Origin of the sequence: Klebsiella sp. OBRC7, assembly GCF_000293135.1 — a bacterium.
GTDB classification, from domain to species: Bacteria; Pseudomonadota; Gammaproteobacteria; order Enterobacterales; family Enterobacteriaceae; genus Klebsiella; species Klebsiella michiganensis.
In genome coordinates, this window is the sequence record NZ_ALNJ01000003.1 from 1 (window position 1) to 15,374 (window position 15,374).

At 54.7% G+C, this 15,374-nt stretch carries 15 protein-coding genes; 7 read left to right on the forward strand and 8 right to left on the reverse strand.

The window, feature by feature from the left end:
• The 3 genes from HMPREF1144_RS00900 to cspA all read left to right on the forward strand — a co-directional run.
• A partial coding sequence (locus HMPREF1144_RS00900) for an MFS transporter (protein ID WP_042926742.1) occupies positions 1 to 807 on the forward strand: 807 nt, incomplete at its 5' end.
• A 236-nt stretch (positions 808 to 1,043) separates the two neighbouring features.
• On the forward strand, positions 1,044 to 1,337 hold the full coding sequence (locus tag HMPREF1144_RS00905; protein ID WP_004106774.1) for an HTH-type transcriptional regulator: 294 nt from the start codon (positions 1,044 to 1,046) through the stop codon (positions 1,335 to 1,337).
• Between the two features lie 260 nt (positions 1,338 to 1,597).
• A complete protein-coding gene (cspA, locus tag HMPREF1144_RS00910; RefSeq protein ID WP_004126446.1) occupies positions 1,598 to 1,810 on the forward strand; it encodes an RNA chaperone/antiterminator CspA in 213 nt (70 codons plus the stop codon).
• Positions 1,811 to 1,909: 99 nt separating this feature from the next.
• On the opposite strand, the gene HMPREF1144_RS00915 is transcribed toward cspA, so the two are convergent.
• The 5 genes from HMPREF1144_RS00915 to HMPREF1144_RS00935 form a co-directional block, all read right to left on the reverse strand.
• Entirely contained in the window at positions 1,910 to 3,529 is a 1,620-nt protein-coding gene (locus HMPREF1144_RS00915; protein ID WP_009651634.1) for an ATP-binding cassette domain-containing protein, read from the reverse strand.
• Between the two features lie 301 nt (positions 3,530 to 3,830).
• Positions 3,831 to 3,983, reverse strand: a complete 153-nt coding sequence (gene hokA, locus HMPREF1144_RS00920) for a type I toxin-antitoxin system toxin HokA (RefSeq protein WP_009651640.1) — start codon at positions 3,981 to 3,983, stop codon at positions 3,831 to 3,833.
• 328 nt (positions 3,984 to 4,311) lie between these two features.
• Complete coding sequence (glyS, locus tag HMPREF1144_RS00925) at positions 4,312 to 6,381, reverse strand: glycine--tRNA ligase subunit beta (RefSeq protein WP_004855360.1); 2,070 nt, start codon at positions 6,379 to 6,381, stop codon at positions 4,312 to 4,314.
• 9 nt (positions 6,382 to 6,390) lie between these two features.
• A complete protein-coding gene (gene glyQ / locus HMPREF1144_RS00930) occupies positions 6,391 to 7,302 on the reverse strand; it encodes a glycine--tRNA ligase subunit alpha (protein WP_004126458.1) in 912 nt (303 codons plus the stop codon).
• 127 nt (positions 7,303 to 7,429) lie between these two features.
• Positions 7,430 to 7,735, reverse strand: coding sequence for a YsaB family lipoprotein (locus HMPREF1144_RS00935; protein ID WP_004855364.1), 306 nt, complete (start codon positions 7,733 to 7,735; stop codon positions 7,430 to 7,432).
• A gap of 180 nt (positions 7,736 to 7,915) precedes the next feature.
• Between HMPREF1144_RS00935 and HMPREF1144_RS00940 the strand changes: the two genes are divergently transcribed.
• Positions 7,916 to 8,911 carry an acyltransferase gene (locus HMPREF1144_RS00940; RefSeq protein WP_004855367.1) on the forward strand — a complete coding sequence of 332 codons (996 nt, stop codon included), beginning with the start codon at positions 7,916 to 7,918 and terminating at the stop codon, positions 8,909 to 8,911.
• Here HMPREF1144_RS00940 and yiaB read toward each other — a convergent pair.
• From yiaB to xylA, 3 genes are all read right to left on the reverse strand, one after another.
• Positions 8,908 to 9,288, reverse strand: a complete 381-nt coding sequence (gene yiaB / locus HMPREF1144_RS00945) for an inner membrane protein YiaB (RefSeq protein ID WP_009651636.1) — start codon at positions 9,286 to 9,288, stop codon at positions 8,908 to 8,910. The two genes, HMPREF1144_RS00940 and yiaB, sit on opposite strands and share 4 nt — an antisense overlap.
• A gap of 168 nt (positions 9,289 to 9,456) precedes the next feature.
• The gene (gene xylB, locus HMPREF1144_RS00950; RefSeq protein ID WP_009651633.1) at positions 9,457 to 10,911 is read right to left on the reverse strand and encodes a xylulokinase; all 1,455 of its coding nucleotides are present in this window, start codon (positions 10,909 to 10,911) and stop codon (positions 9,457 to 9,459) included.
• Between the two features lie 96 nt (positions 10,912 to 11,007).
• On the reverse strand, positions 11,008 to 12,330 hold the full coding sequence (gene xylA, locus HMPREF1144_RS00955) for a xylose isomerase (RefSeq protein ID WP_009651638.1): 1,323 nt from the start codon (positions 12,328 to 12,330) through the stop codon (positions 11,008 to 11,010).
• A 374-nt stretch (positions 12,331 to 12,704) separates the two neighbouring features.
• Between xylA and xylF the strand changes: the two genes are divergently transcribed.
• The 3 genes from xylF to HMPREF1144_RS33425 form a co-directional block, all read left to right on the forward strand.
• The gene (xylF, locus tag HMPREF1144_RS00960) at positions 12,705 to 13,697 is read left to right on the forward strand and encodes a D-xylose ABC transporter substrate-binding protein (RefSeq protein ID WP_004855377.1); all 993 of its coding nucleotides are present in this window, start codon (positions 12,705 to 12,707) and stop codon (positions 13,695 to 13,697) included.
• 64 nt (positions 13,698 to 13,761) lie between these two features.
• Positions 13,762 to 15,303 (forward strand): xylose ABC transporter ATP-binding protein, encoded by a 1,542-nt coding sequence (locus tag HMPREF1144_RS00965; RefSeq protein ID WP_004855381.1) that lies wholly within the window; start codon positions 13,762 to 13,764, stop codon positions 15,301 to 15,303.
• The coding region (locus tag HMPREF1144_RS33425; RefSeq protein WP_009651637.1) for a hypothetical protein at positions 15,281 to 15,374 on the forward strand (94 nt) is incomplete at its 3' end. The genes HMPREF1144_RS00965 and HMPREF1144_RS33425, both read left to right, overlap by 23 nt.

The following is a 15,374-nucleotide window of genomic DNA, read 5'->3' on the forward strand; positions in this document are numbered from 1 at the left end:
GTGATGCCGCTGCTGCTGGCGGTAGTGCTGATCTTTCTTCTGCCGGAATCCGCGCGCTATATGGTGGTCAAACGCCAGCCTGCCCAGCGTATCGCCGCGATCCTGCGCCGCATCGCGCCTGTTCCCGAGCAGGCAGAATTTGAACTACGCGAAGCCGGCCAGGTAAAGGAGAAATCGTCCATCGGCGTGATTTTCTCACCGCGCTACGCCGTCGGCACCGTCATGCTGTGCCTGACCTACTTTATGGGCCTGCTGATCTTCTATTTGCTGACCAGCTGGCTGCCGCTGCTCATCCGGGAAACCGGCGCGACGATGAGCCAGGCCTCTATTATCACCGCGCTGTTCCCACTGGGTGGCGGGATTGGCGTGCTTATCCTCGGCGCGCTGATGGATAAGCTCAACCCAAACAAAGTGGTTGCCGTGGGCTGGCTGCTGACCGGCGTGTTCGTTTGTCTGGTTGGTTTCTCGACCCATAACCTGCTGCTGATGGGGATAATGGTATTTATCGCCGGCAGCATTATGAACGGCGCGCAATCATCAATGCCCGCGCTGGCCGCCGGTTTCTATCCCACCCAGGGACGTGCGACCGGCGTGGCCTGGATGTTAGGGATTGGTCGATTTGGTGGCATTCTCGGCGCCTTTAGCGGTGCGTTCCTGATGCAGGCCCAGCTCTCTTTCGAAACAATTTTCTCCTTGCTGGCAATCCCGGCCTTCCTGTCGGCCACCGCGCTGCTGGTCAAATATAAGCTTGGCCAACGGCAACCTCCGGCGGCCCAGGGTGAAGTGGAGAAGCTCCAGAAGGCGTAATACACCGGCCAGCGGGCGCGCGCTGGCCTTTTCCGCTTTTCTTCTTATCTGTTTACAATAATTTGCTTATCGGCTCTCTGTATTACTTTTCAGCATGTTATATCGTCCGATGCGGCGCGAAAGAACCTCGGGTGATAAATAATTACCAGGGTAAGCATTCCTGGCCTTTTTTTCCGACTATTCTTAAGAGGCTCTACATAATTCACCCTCCGCCGTATGAAAGAGAGGAGTTCTCAATGGAATATAAAGATCCTGCATTTGAACTGCTGAGCAACCTTGAACAAATTATTTTTAAAGATCAGGCTCAGGCGGCCTCGCTGACGCGTAAGCCCGCCGCATGCATTGAATTTGACCAACTACGCAAAGGTACCGGGCTGAAAATAGATGATTTTGCCAACGCCATGGGCGTCAGCGTAGCAATGGTACAAGAGTGGGAATCGAGACGCGTAAGGCCTTCTCCCACAGAGCTTAAGCTGATGCGCCTGATCCAGGCGAATCCGCAGCTTTCAAGACAGCTTATTGATTCATAATTTTAGCGTTTATGGGTTTCGGCTAGCGGTCCTGTTAAAGGACCGTTTTCATGCCAACGAAAAAAAAGTTTGCTATCACGACGTGAACATGCGTTAATGCTCGCAGGTTTGAAGTAAAGACCACAGAGCATTCGAATAGAGCAGTCCTTCAAAGGTTATCCGTTGATACCCCGGTAGTGAACTTTCCCTTTATCGCTTTAAATCTGTAGTCCAGACCGTAACGCCGCAAGGCTCATTTATTTTTTTAAAGGTAATTCACTATGTCCGGTAAAATGACTGGTATCGTAAAATGGTTCAACGCTGACAAAGGCTTTGGCTTCATCACTCCTGACGATGGTTCTAAAGACGTGTTCGTACACTTCTCTGCTATCCAGAACGAAGGCTACAAATCTCTGGACGAAGGTCAGAAAGTTTCCTTCACCATCGAAAGCGGCGCTAAAGGCCCGGCAGCTGGCAACGTAACCAGCCTGTAAGCTTAAAAAGCTCAAAATTATTAAGTCCCTGCCAAACGGCGGGGATTTTTTTATTTGCGCCTTAAGTCACCGCCATCCATCGATGGCGGTTTTTTGCATTTATAGCCTCTCAACGCTCCAGCCCTCTTCCCGCCATGCCAGGCAATGGGTCAGCTTCAACGCCCGTAAAAAAGCTTCATCATGTGACACTACCAGCATCGCGCCGGGAAACTGTGCCAGCGCTTTTTCAATCGCCAGAGTGGACGCCAGGTCAAGATGGTTAGTGGGCTCATCCAACAGCAGCAGTTGCGTAGCCTCCCGTCGCCAGAGCACGCAGGCCAGCGCTGCTTTTAATCTTTCGCCTCCGCTCAGAACCGATAGCGGTAGATGGACTTTGTCCGCCCCCAGCTGTAGCTGCGCCAGCTGGCTGCGCAGCACACCTTCTTCTAAAGGCGTATCACCGAGATTCAGGTGCGCCATGATGGACAATGACAGGTCCAGCTGGCTCAGATGCTGATCCAGATACGCCGCGTTGACCGATAAGCGGCAGCGTCCTGAAAGCGGCGACTCCAGGCCCAGCAGCGTTTTAAGCAACGTCGTCTTACCGCAGCCGTTGGGGCCCCGCAGCGCCACGCGCATCGGCCCATCCATGCGCCAGTTCAGCGGCGCCATAGGCGCATACGCCAGCCGCAACGCTTCCAGCTCCAGCACCTGTTTTCCCGCAGCGACCTGGCTACCGGGCAGAGTAAACATCACTGGGTTGTCCTCCTCGACCCGCTCCCGCGCCTGAACCACCGCATCGTTAAGCGCGCTACGTTGTTCACGATGCTGGCGCTTAAGGGTTCCGGGGCGCTCTTTCGCCACGCCTTTGTAAGCAACCCGCTCGAATGAAGCGATATTTAGCGTATCAATAGTACGCAACGTCTGCGCAGAACGCCGCAGGCAGGCATCATGCTCTTTGTGCATCCTTGTGCGAGTACGCCGCCGTTCGATGACGGCATGCTCCAGCGCGGCGCGAGCCGCCTGCTGCTCCAGCTCACGCTGCTGCTGATAATCCGCATAGTTACCGCCGTAGCTGCGCAAAGCTGCGGACGTCAGCTCGAGGATGCGCGGCGTTTGGGCCAGCAGCTCGCGGTCATGGCTGGCGATAAGCGCACCGCCGCGCCATTGCTCAAGCTGCTGATAGAACCACGCCCGGCCTTCTCTGTCGAGATGGTTGGTGGGTTCATCAAGCAGGAGAAAATCCGCGCCGGACAAGAATGCTGCGCAGAGCTGCGCCTTCACTCTTTGCCCGCCGCTCAACGAAGAGGCGAGCCGTCCGGGAGAAAATTCCCCTAAGCCAGCGGCCAGGAAGCCTGCATTCAAACGATCCGGAAGATCCCAAAAGCCATCAAGACGTTCGAGATCGTCAACTCGCCCTTCGCCTCGCTCAAGACGCGCCAGAGCGGAAAAAACGAATTCGAAGCTTAGCCACTCCGCCAGCGTCGTATCAGGAGTCATCGCATGCTGCTGAGCAACGTAGCTTACCGAAACCATACGTTCGATATGGCCGCTCGACGGCGAGTCCAGGCCCGCCAGCAAACGCAATAATCGGGTTTTGCCGACGCCATTACGCCCGACAAGCCCGCAGAGGGAGCCTTCCAGCGATAAATTCAGCGGACCAAAAAGCGTATCTCCCGTCGCAAATTGACAGGTGACCTGATGCAAAAGAAAAGAGGGGGATTGGGCACAATGAGCCATAAGCACTCCTGAATGAAATCAATACTTCCCCTGCTCGCAAATAGCGCTAAGCAAGGAGCGAAATTCATCAGTCGTGTTTGTTCATTTGGCGCGTGCTCTCCGGTGAGACGAGGGATTCGTCGGGGCATAGGATAGCCATACCCCGGTATACATTTCAAGCCTGTTTTTTCGACAGGCCGTGAATCCGGAAAAAAAGCCTCCTGGTATCAGGAGGCGAAATAATCATTTCATGAAAAAACAGGGTGCTATAAGAATGCTTAACACCGTAAGAATGGCGGAGATCGCTCTCCGCCACCGTCTCTTACGTTTTAATCCCACAGGCTAAGAACGCCACCAGCTCAATATTCCCCTTCCTGAGCTGTAATTCACACAGCGAATCACGCACCATCCAGGCGAATAATAAAATAGTGAAGCAAATCACTATTAAGCCAAACAACAGATACTTTTGCGGCATTCCTCGCCTCCTGTGTTGATTTTCAACAGGTAAGAGGCTACTCTTATGGTGTTGATGCATAGGGGAGCCTCACTTTGATTTATCATCAGGTGGGGCTTTTCTCTGTTTGTCTCCCGCTGAACGCCTGAGACAAACAGTCTCAAGCACCCGTCAGCATTCTACCGTAAATATCTGACCAGACTACGTTGGCATATTCCTAAAATAATTCCCGGCAATCAATGAAAATAAAGAAAATATCAATCAGCGAATTATTAATGGTTCACTTACTTATATTTTTAGTATAAAAAAACCTGCCCGCAGGCAGGTTTTTTTATTATTAGCGAGACGCTTACTGCAGCAGGGAAATATCCGCTACCTGCAGGAACAGATCGCGCAGCTTGGACAACAGCGTCAGTCGGTTTACGCGCACGTCCTGGTCTTCTGCGTTCACCATCACGTTCTCGAAGAACTCATCCACCGGCTCGCGCAGGGACGCCAGCTCAATCAGCGCGTCCTGGTAACGCCCTTCGGCGAAGTACGGCTGCAGCTTATCGCGCAGCACGACTAAATTGCCTGCCAGCTTGATTTCAGCCGCTTCTTTCAGTACGGAGGCGTGAACGATATCGTTCAGCGTCACGTCTGATTTCGCCAGAATGTTGGATACACGCTTGTTCGCCGCCGCCAGGGCGGAGGACTCTTCGAGGGTACGGAAGTGGGAAACCGCTTTCATACGCGCATCGAAGTCTGCCGGACGGGTTGGACGACGCGCCAGTACCGCCTGAATGGTATCGACGGTGTAGCCTTCGTCCTGATACCAGGCGCGGAAGCGTCCCAGCATGAAGTCGATAACATCATCGACCACGTTGCCGTTCGTCAGCTTATCGCCGTACAGGCGCACCGCTTCTTCAGTCAGCGTTTGCAGATCCAGATTCAGGTTCTTCTCAACGATGATACGCAGCACGCCCAACGCGGCACGACGCAGCGCAAACGGGTCTTTATCGCCTTTCGGGTGCTGGCCAATACCAAAGATACCCGCCAGGGTGTCCATCTTATCGGCAATCGCCACGGCGCAGGCCACCGGGTTAGACGGCAGGTCATCGCCGGCAAAGCGCGGCTGATACTGCTCGTTCAGGGCAACGGCAACGTCTTCCGCTTCGCCATCATGGCGCGCGTAGTGCATCCCCATCACGCCCTGCGTGTCGGTGAACTCGAAGACCATGTTGGTCATCAGATCGCACTTGGAGAGCAGGCCCGCGCGGGTCGCATGATTGACGTCCGCGCCAATCTGCTCAGCGATCCAGCCGGCCAGCGCCTGAATACGATCGGTCTTATCGCGCAGCGTACCCAGCTGCTGCTGGAACAGCACGGTTTGCAGACGCGGAAGGTTATCTTCCAGACGTTTTTTACGGTCGGTATTGAAGAAGAACTCAGCGTCCGCCAGACGCGGACGCACCACTTTTTCATTACCGGAAATAATCTGGGTCGGATCTTTCGATTCGATGTTAGCGACGAAGATAAAATTCGGCAGCAGCTTGCCCGCGTTGTCGTAAACCGGGAAGTACTTCTGGTCCCCTTTCATGGTGTAAACCAGCGCTTCGGCAGGCACCGCAAGGAATTTTTCTTCGAACTTCGCGGTGAGGACCACCGGCCATTCAACCAGTGAAGTCACCTCTTCCAGCAGGCTTTCGCTCAGATCGGCGTTGCCGCCAATTTTACGCGCCGCTTCTTCCGCATCCGCTTTGATTGTGGCTTTACGCTGTTCGTAATCGGCGATGACTTTACCGCGCTCCAGCAGGATCTGCGGATACTGATCGGCATTGTCGATAGTGAACTCCGCCTCACCCATAAAGCGGTGGCCGCGAATAACGCGATCGGACTGCACGCCCAGAATAGTGGCCGGGATTACTTTGTCGCCCAGCAGCAGGGTCACGGTATGAACCGGGCGCACGAAGTGGACGTCGGACGCGCCCCAGCGCATCAGTTTCGGGATCGGCAGCTTCGCCAGCGAGGTCGAGATCATGTTCGGCAGCAGCGCTTCGGTGCTCTCGCCTTTCACGTGGGCACGATACAGCAGCCATTCGCCTTTATCGGTCGTCAGACGTTCAGCCTGATCGACGGTGATACCGCAGCCGCGCGCCCAGCCTTCGGCCGCTTTGCTCGGTTTACCTTCGGCGTCAAACGCCTGGGCAATCGCCGGGCCGCGTTTTTCAACTTCACGGTCTGCCTGCGCAGCCGCCAGATTCGCCACTTTCAGCGCCAGACGGCGCGGTGCGGCAAACCATTCAACTTTACCGTGCGCGAGGCCAGCGTTATCCAGCTCTGCGGTCACGTTCGCAGCAAAGGATTCAGCCAGGCTGCGCAGTGCTTTTGGTGGCAGCTCTTCAGTGCCGATTTCCACCAGGAAAGTTTTCTCAGACATGGCCGCCTCTTATTTATTCTTGTTGCACATCGGGAAGCCCAGGGCTTCACGGGAAGCATAGTAAGCTTCAGCCACTGCTTTGGTCAGGGTGCGAATGCGCAGGATATAGCGCTGACGCTCGGTGACGGAGATGGCTTTACGCGCGTCCAGCAGGTTAAAGCTATGGGCGGCTTTCAGAATGCGCTCGTAGGCAGGCAGCGGCAGCGGGTTTTCCAGCGCCAACAGCTGCTGGGCTTCTTTCTCATACTGCTCGAAGCAGGAGAACAGGAAGTCCACGTCGGCATATTCGAAGTTATAGGTGGATTGCTCCACTTCGTTCTGATGGAACACGTCGCCGTAGGTGGTTTTACCCAACGGGCCATCGCTCCAGACCAGATCGTAAACGCTGTCGACACCCTGGATATACATAGCCAGACGTTCCAGACCGTAGGTGATCTCGCCGGTGACCGGCTTACACTCCAGACCGCCAACCTGCTGGAAGTAGGTGAACTGCGTGACTTCCATACCGTTCAGCCACACTTCCCAACCCAGCCCCCAGGCGCCCAGCGTCGGGTTTTCCCAGTTGTCTTCGACGAAGCGAATGTCGTGGATGGTCGGATCCATACCCAGCTCTTTCAGAGACCCAAGGTACAGCTCCTGGATATTATCCGGAGAGGGTTTTATCACCACCTGGAACTGATAGTAGTGCTGTAAACGGTTCGGGTTTTCACCGTAGCGACCATCGGTCGGACGGCGGGAAGGCTGCACGTAGGCGGTCGCCATCGGCTCGGGACCCAATGCGCGTAAGCAGGTCATCGGGTGAGAGGTGCCTGCGCCGACTTCCATGTCCAGTGGTTGAACAATGGTGCAGCCCTGGCGAGCCCAGTAATCCTGTAAGGTCAGGATCAGGCCCTGGAAGGTCCTGGTATCAAACTTTTGCATATGATTTCGTGCTGGATACGTGTGGATTTAAAGGAAGGAGCCAGTATACCCGCTGGCTGCGAGATATACAGTATGAAACGGGATTGTTTAGGGAAAATTGCGGAAATAAGCGCCACCGTGGGCGCGTTTAGCGCATGGAAAGATGCAAAAACTGTCCGTCCGGGTCAAAAGAACAGATAAAACGTTCATTCCGCGCAGTCTTGCCCGAAAGCTCGTAGCTTCCCTGAAATTGCTCGAAATGACTGATGTCAACCTGGCGCACGCCTGTACTATAACGAACGGCGGCATTATCCTTGCAAAGCTGCGCCATATTGAGGGTAGCCTGCGGCGTTATCCGTGCTTTCTGCGCCTTCTGCACTGGCGGAGACGGCGTCGAGCTACAGCCCGCCAGCAGGCAAAGCAGTAGTCCAGAAAACACATATTTCATCACCATTTTTTCTCGACCGCCTTGTTAGTAAATTGTTATCGTGCAGGTTACGTTAAATAATCGGCACATTGTGCGAATTGGGCCACACCTCGACAAGTCTATGCGGAAAAACTCGGATTATTCCACTGCGATACAAGCTTATAAGGGCGGTCAGACCCTATCTGAGAAGGAGAAACAGAGGCACTGATGCAGGAAAAAATACACTGGATTACCCATTTGCGCGGCATTGCCTGCATGATGGTGGTCATGATTCATAGTACCACCTGGTATATCACGCACCCGCACACCATCAGCCTGCTGGAGTGGGATCTCGCCAATATCCTCAACTCTGCATCTCGCGTCAGCGTCCCCCTGTTTTTCATGATTTCAGGCTATCTGTTTTTCGGCGAGCGCAGCGCCCAGCCCCGCCATTTTCTGCGTATCGCACTGTGCATTCTCTTTTATAGTGCGCTGTCGCTGCTCTATATCACCTTGTTTACCCACATCAACGTTGAACTGTCGCTGAGAAATTTGCTGCAGAAACCGGTGTTCTACCATCTGTGGTTCTTCTTCGCTATCGTGGTCATTTACCTGCTTTCTCCGCTGGTGCAGGTTAAGCAGGTGAGCGGCAGGATGCTGCTGGCGCTGATGCTGATGCTGGGTATTCTGGCAAACCCCAATATGGTCCCGGTGAAAGCCGCAGGCGTTGAATGGCTGCCGCTCAATCTCTATATCAACGGCGATACGTTCTACTACGTGATGTACGGCATATTAGGACGGGCAATCGGCACGCTGGATACTGATAAAAAATGGCTGACTGCGCTCTGCGCTGGCCTATTCATCACGGGAGTATGGGTAATATCACGCGGCACGCTGCACGAACTGCGCTGGCGCGGCGATTTTGGTGATACCTGGTATTTATACTGCGGCCCCGCGGTTTTTGTCTGCGCGCTCGCTCTGCTGACGCTGGTAAAAAATACGCTCAATACGCGTCAGCTGCCGTTTATTGCGCTTATTGCGCGCCATTCGTTAGGCATTTACGGGTTCCATGCACTGATTATTCACGCGCTGCGCGCCAGCGGACTGGAGCTGACCCGCTGGCCAATGTTGGATATTGTCTGGATATTCAGCGCTGCGCTGCTGGGAAGTTTACTGCTCTCGATGCTGGTTCAGCGGTTTGATGTCCGCCGCTTTGTCAGTTAAGGCCGTTCTGAGGAATCTTTCTGCGCAGCCTGTGCGGCCAGCGCTTTATGGGGCATCGCGGAAACGCCGTATAAGCACACAAACCAGGCCGCCACGTAGATGATCTTCTCGTCCCATCCGGCGGGTACGAACCAGGCGCCGACCATCAGTAAACCGACCGACAGCAGGAGCACAAGGCGGCACAGCGAAGCAAAACCATCGTCTGGCCCCTTCTCCTCCATCGTACGTTGATGCGCTAAAATCGCGAACATCCCCATGACCAGAACGCCCAGAAAATAGCCTTTACCGCTAAATAATGGGCAGGTGCGCCAGATTCCCACCAGATAAACCAGTGCGCCAATAGACATCAACAGCCTTGGAATAATATTGTTTTTCATGAGGCCTCCCTGGCATAAGACAGGCCCCATTGTGGACTGGCAGGATGCGTTTATCCGTACTTTTCGTCCCTGAAACGACAAATTCAGAATATATAAATACACTCGATAACTACATGAATTTAAAAACATTCATGAGATGAATTCGCCCCATCGGCAGGGGCGAAAGAATCAGGACATCAGCGGTAAAAGCTGCTGATAAATCTGGCGGAAGGTTTCCCGGCGAGGGGCGTAACGAGCAAAGCGCTCGGCATCAGGACGATGAGCCTGTTCCAGCGGGAGCTGAGGAAGTAGATCGGAAAACGCGATATTTTGATGCAACGCCAGCTGGGCCAGCCGCGCCGCGCCAAGCGCCGGGCCGACGTCACCGCCGGTGCGGAAATCCAGCTGCTGGCCGCTAATATCCGCCAGCATTTGCCGCCAGTAGGCGCTGCGCGCGCCGCCGCCGATAAGCGTGACGCTCTCCGGCTTCACGCCGCAGGCGTGAACCACATCCATACCGTCCGCCAGCGCATAACCGACGCCCTCCAGCACCGCCCGCGCCAGTTCCGCCGGGCCATGTTGATGAGTCAGGCCGAAAAAGACGCCTTTGGCCTGCGGATTATTGTGCGGCGTACGTTCACCGGAGAGGTAAGGCAGAAACCAGACCGGATCGGCATCGTCGTTCGCCGCTTCCGCCGCCGCAATCAGCGCCGGAACCGTGTCGAGACCGGTTAATGTCGCCGCCCAATCGAGGCAGGAAGCCGCACTCAGCATGACCGACATCAGATGCCAGCGCCCGGGCAGCGCGTGGCAGAAACTGTGTACGGCGCTTTCCGGCTTGCTAAGAAAGCCGTCGCTGACGGCAAAGTAGACACCGGAGGTCCCCAGCGAAAGCATCGCCTGGCCCGCATCCGCCATGCCAACACCCACAGCCCCCGCCGCGTTGTCGCCGCCGCCGGCCACCACCAGCGCTTCCGGCATATTCCACGACTGCGCGACGGCCGGGCGCAGCGAACCCGTCACTTCACATCCTTCGAACAGCGCCGGCATGTTATCGCGGCTCAGACCGCAGGCGGCGAGCATCTCATCGCTCCAGTCGCGGCGCGCCACGTCCATCCACATCGTTCCGGCGGCATCGGACATATCGCTGGCAAACTCACCGGTCATGCGCAAACGTAAATAATCTTTTGGCAGCAGGACTTTATCGACCTGTTTGAAGATCTCAGGCTCGTGACGTTGTACCCACAGCAGCTTCGGCGCGGTAAATCCCGGCATCATCAGGTTGCCGGTTATCTGCCGCGAACGGCTGACGTTCTCTTCCAGCAGCGCGCACTCTTCACCGCAGCGGCCATCATTCCATAAAATCGCCGGGCGCAGGACGCGCTGTTGCTTATCCAGCAGCGTCGCGCCGTGCATCTGGCCCGCAATACCTAACGCTTTGACTTCGCGCAGCGAGTGCTGCGCGCCCAGCGCTTTCATCGCGCGGTCCGTCGCCAGCCACCAGTGCTCAGGATCTTGTTCAGACCATAAAGGGTGGGGACGCGACACGTTGAGCTTTTCGGTATGCGAAGCCACGACCTCGCCCTGCTCGTTGAGCAGAATAGCCTTGACGCCCGAGGTGCCCAGATCAATCCCGATATACATACAGCCTCTCCTTACTGACGCGCCACGGCTAAGCGTGGCGCGAATAAAGCATCGGTTATCGCCAATGCCCGGGCTCGCCGGGCATCATCGCCCTCATTAGCGATCAAAGAGGTAGCGGTTAACCACGTTTTCCAGCAGTTCCTGATGGCCGCTCTGGTGCTCCGGCGCCAGGTTATGCTGAGTGGCATACAGGGCAATGTCCGCCAGGTTCATCTGGCCTTTCAGGATCTGCTGACCCAGCTCGCCGTTCCAGCCGGCATAGCGCCTGGCGACGCGTTTATCCAGCTCGCCGTCTTCAATCATACGAGCAGCGACTTTTAACGCCAGCGCCATGGTGTCCATCGCGCCAATGTGGCCGTAGAACAGGTCGTATTTGTCGGTGCTCTGACGACGCACTTTTGCATCAAAGTTCAGGCCGCCGGTGGTGAAGCCGCCCGCTTTCAGGATTTCGTACATCACCAGCGCATTCTCTTCAACGCTGTTCGGGAACTGATCGGTATCCCAGCCCAGCTGCGGGTCGCCGCGGTTAGCATCAACGGAACCAAACAGACCCAGAGCAATGGCGGTCGCAATTTCGTGGTGGAAAGTGTGGCCGGCCAGCGTCGCGTGGTTCGCTTCGATGTTCAGTTTGATCTCTTTTTCCAGGCCGAACTGTTTCAGGAAGCCATAGACGGTAGACGCGTCGTAATCGTACTGATGCTTGGTTGGCTCCTGCGGTTTAGGTTCAATCAGCAGCGTGCCCTGGAAGCCGATTTTATGTTTATGCTCCACGACCAGCTGCATAAAGCGGCCAATCTGCTCGCGCTCCTGGCGCAGGTCGGTATTGAGCAGAGTTTCATAGCCTTCACGGCCGCCCCACAGAACGTAGTTTTCCCCGCCCAGTTTGTGGGTCGCATCCATCGCGGTCACCACCTGAGTGGCCGCCCAGCTGAACACTTCCGGATCCGGGTTGGTTGCCGCACCGGCACCGTAACGCGGGTTCGTAAAGCAGTTTGCCGTACCCCACAGCAGCTTGACGCCGCTCTGCTGCTGTTTTTCCGCCAGCACATCCACCATCTGCGCGAAGTTGTTGGCATACTCTTTCAACGACGACCCTTCCGGAGAAACGTCAACATCGTGGAAGCAGTAGTACGGTACGTTCAGTTTGTGGAAAAACTCAAACGCGACATCGGCTTTGCGTTTTGCCATTTCCAGCGCTTCGCCCGGCTGCTGCCACGGGCGGTTAAAGGAGCCCACGCCGAACATATCAGCGCCGTTCCAGCAGAAGGTGTGCCAGTAGCAGGCCGCAAAGCGTAAATGGTCTTCCATCCGTTTGCCCAGCACCAGCTCATCCGGGTTGTAATGACGGAAAGCCAGTGGGTTAGCGGATTTCGGGCCTTCATAACGAACGCGATCGAGCTGATCAAAATAGGTCTGCATAATGAACTCCATATTCAGGGATGCGGCGAGTAATAAGTCATAAGCCAATATAGAATTCTCTTTTTAGTTTCCTCAATTACGTTATTTCACACCGTGATTGAGAGAATCCACAAACGTGCGCCAGGTCGCAAAAATAATACGTCAGCGGCCCCATTCCGCCGCTTCCGCCACGAGAGATCAATGAAATACGGTGAGAACTAATTATTAAAGTACGATCGCGGTCATAAATTAACAAATAAACAAAATTTCATAACGGCAAAATAAGCATAGATAATTGCCAGCGCTCCTTTCCGCGTTAAAAATCTGCTACGTATCAGGCCGTTTATTTTTATCGTTCGTCTTATCCTGCACTTTACAAAAAAGGTGTTATTATTATGAAGATAAAGAACCTTTGCCTAACGCTCTGCGCTTCACTCCTCCTCACCAGCCTGTCGGGCATTGCTAAAGAAGTTAAAATTGGCATGGCGATTGACGACCTGCGTCTTGAACGCTGGCAAAAAGATCGCGATATTTTTGTCAACAAAGCTGAATCATTAGGTGCAAAAGTATTCGTCCAGTCAGCCAATGGCAACGAAGAAACGCAAATGTCGCAAATCGAAAATATGATTAACCGCGGCGTCGACGTTCTGGTGATTATTCCCTATAACGGCCAGGTGCTGAGCAATGTCATAAAAGAGGCCAAACAGGAGGGAATTAAAGTTCTCGCCTACGATCGTCTTATCAATAACGCCGACATTGATTTTTATATTTCATTTAATAATGAAAAAGTTGGTGAAATGCAGGCGCAAAGTCTGGTCGATAAAGTGCCTCAGGGTAACTATTTCTTGATGGGCGGCTCGCCGGTAGACAATAACGCCAAGCTTTTCCGCGCCGGACAAATGAAAGTTCTCAAGCCTTATGTTGATGAAGGGAAAATTAAAATCGTCGGCGATCAGTGGGTCGACGGATGGTTACCGGAAAATGCGTTGAAAATTATGGAAAACGCCCTGACCGCCAACAACAACAAAATTGATGCGGTCGTCGCCTCCAACGACGCCACCGCCGGCGGCGCCATACAGGCATTAAGCGCCCAGGGACTCGCAGGCAAAGTCGCCATATCAGGACAGGATGCCGACCTCGCCGGCGTGAAGCGCATTATCGCCGGCACCCAAACGATGACGGTCTATAAACCTATCACCACCCTTGCCACCACCGCGGCTGAAATCGCCGTCGAGCTGGGCAACGATAAACAGCCGAAGGCCGACTCCACGCTCAACAACGGCCTCAAAGATGTGCCATCCCGGCTGCTGACACCCATTGAGGTCAATAAAGACAACATTGACCAGACGGTGATCAAAGACGGTTTCCACAAAAAAAGCGAGCTGTAATCTCTGACGCCCTCTTCCGGGGGCGTTGCCCCATCCAGCCGGATATCGCTTATGTGGAGTCTCTATGTCCTGGTTACTCGAAATGAAAAACATTACTAAAACCTTCGGTACGGTGAAGGCGATTGATAATGTCAGTCTGCGGCTTAACGCCGGAGAAGTGGTCTCGCTGTGCGGCGAAAACGGCTCCGGTAAATCCACGCTCATGAAGGTCCTTTGCGGAATATATCCGCACGGTAGCTATGAGGGAGAGATTATTTTTTCCGGGGAAACGTTGCGGCCGGGCCATATACGCGATACCGAGCGCAAAGGGATTGCCATCATTCATCAGGAGCTGGCGCTGGTAAAACATCTGACCGTTCTGGAGAATATTTTTCTCGGCGCGGAGATCTCCCGCCACGGTCTGCTGGATTACGAAACCATGACCTTACGCTGCGAAAAGCTGCTGGCCCAGGTCAATTTAGCCATATCACCCGATACCCGCGTCGGCGATTTGGGCCTTGGCCAGCAGCAGCTGGTCGAAATAGCAAAAGCGCTGAATAAACAGGTACGGTTGTTAATTCTCGACGAACCCACCGCCTCGTTAACGGAACAGGAGACGGCAATTCTGCTGAATATTATTCGCGATCTGCAAAATCACGGTATTGCCTGTATTTACATTTCCCACAAGCTCAATGAAGTCAAAGCCATCTCCGACACCATCTGCGTGATCCGCGATGGGCAGCATATCGGTACCCGTAACGCTGACGGCATGAACGAAGATGACATTATCACCATGATGGTCGGCCGCGAGCTTACCGCCCTCTATCCGAGCGAAGCCCACAGCTGCGGCGAGGAAATCCTGCGGGTGGAAAACCTGACGGCCTGGCACCCGGTGAATCGCCATATTAAGCGGGTCAATGACGTCTCCTTTTCGCTGCGGCGCGGTGAAATACTGGGGATCGCCGGGCTGGTCGGCGCGGGCCGTACCGAAGCGGTCCAGTGCCTGTTCGGCGTCTGGCCGGGCCGCTGGCAGGGAAAAATCTTTATTGATGGCCAGCAGGTGACGATTCACAGCTGCCAGCAGGCTATTGCGCAGGGCATCGCCATGGTACCGGAAGACAGAAAGAAAGACGGTATTGTGCCGGTCATGGCGGTGGGTAAAAACATCACCCTCGCCGCGTTAAACCAGTTTACCGGTCCGCTGAGCAGCCTTGACGATGCCGGAGAGCAGCACTGTATTCAGCAATCCATCCAGCGTTTGAAGATCAAAACCTCGTCGCCGGAGCTGGCGATTGGTCGTCTGAGCGGCGGCAACCAGCAAAAGGCGATCCTCGCCCGCTGCCTGCTGCTGAACCCGCGCATTCTGATACTCGATGAGCCGACTCGCGGCATCGATATCGGCGCCAAGTACGAAATCTACAAGTTGATTAATCAGCTGGTGCAGCAGGGGATCGCCGTCATTGTTATTTCATCCGAGCTGCCCGAAGTGCTTGGCCTAAGCGACCGGGTGCTGGTGATGCATGAGGGTAAACTGAAGGCTAATTTGATCAACCAGGGCCTGACCCAGGAACAGGTAATGGAAGCCGCACTGAGGAGCGAACGCCATGTCGAAGAACACGTCGTCTGAAATGAAACTCACCCCGCCTGCCGCTGGCGCGCTATCGGGGCTGAAGGGGATGAACCTCCAGGTATTCGTGA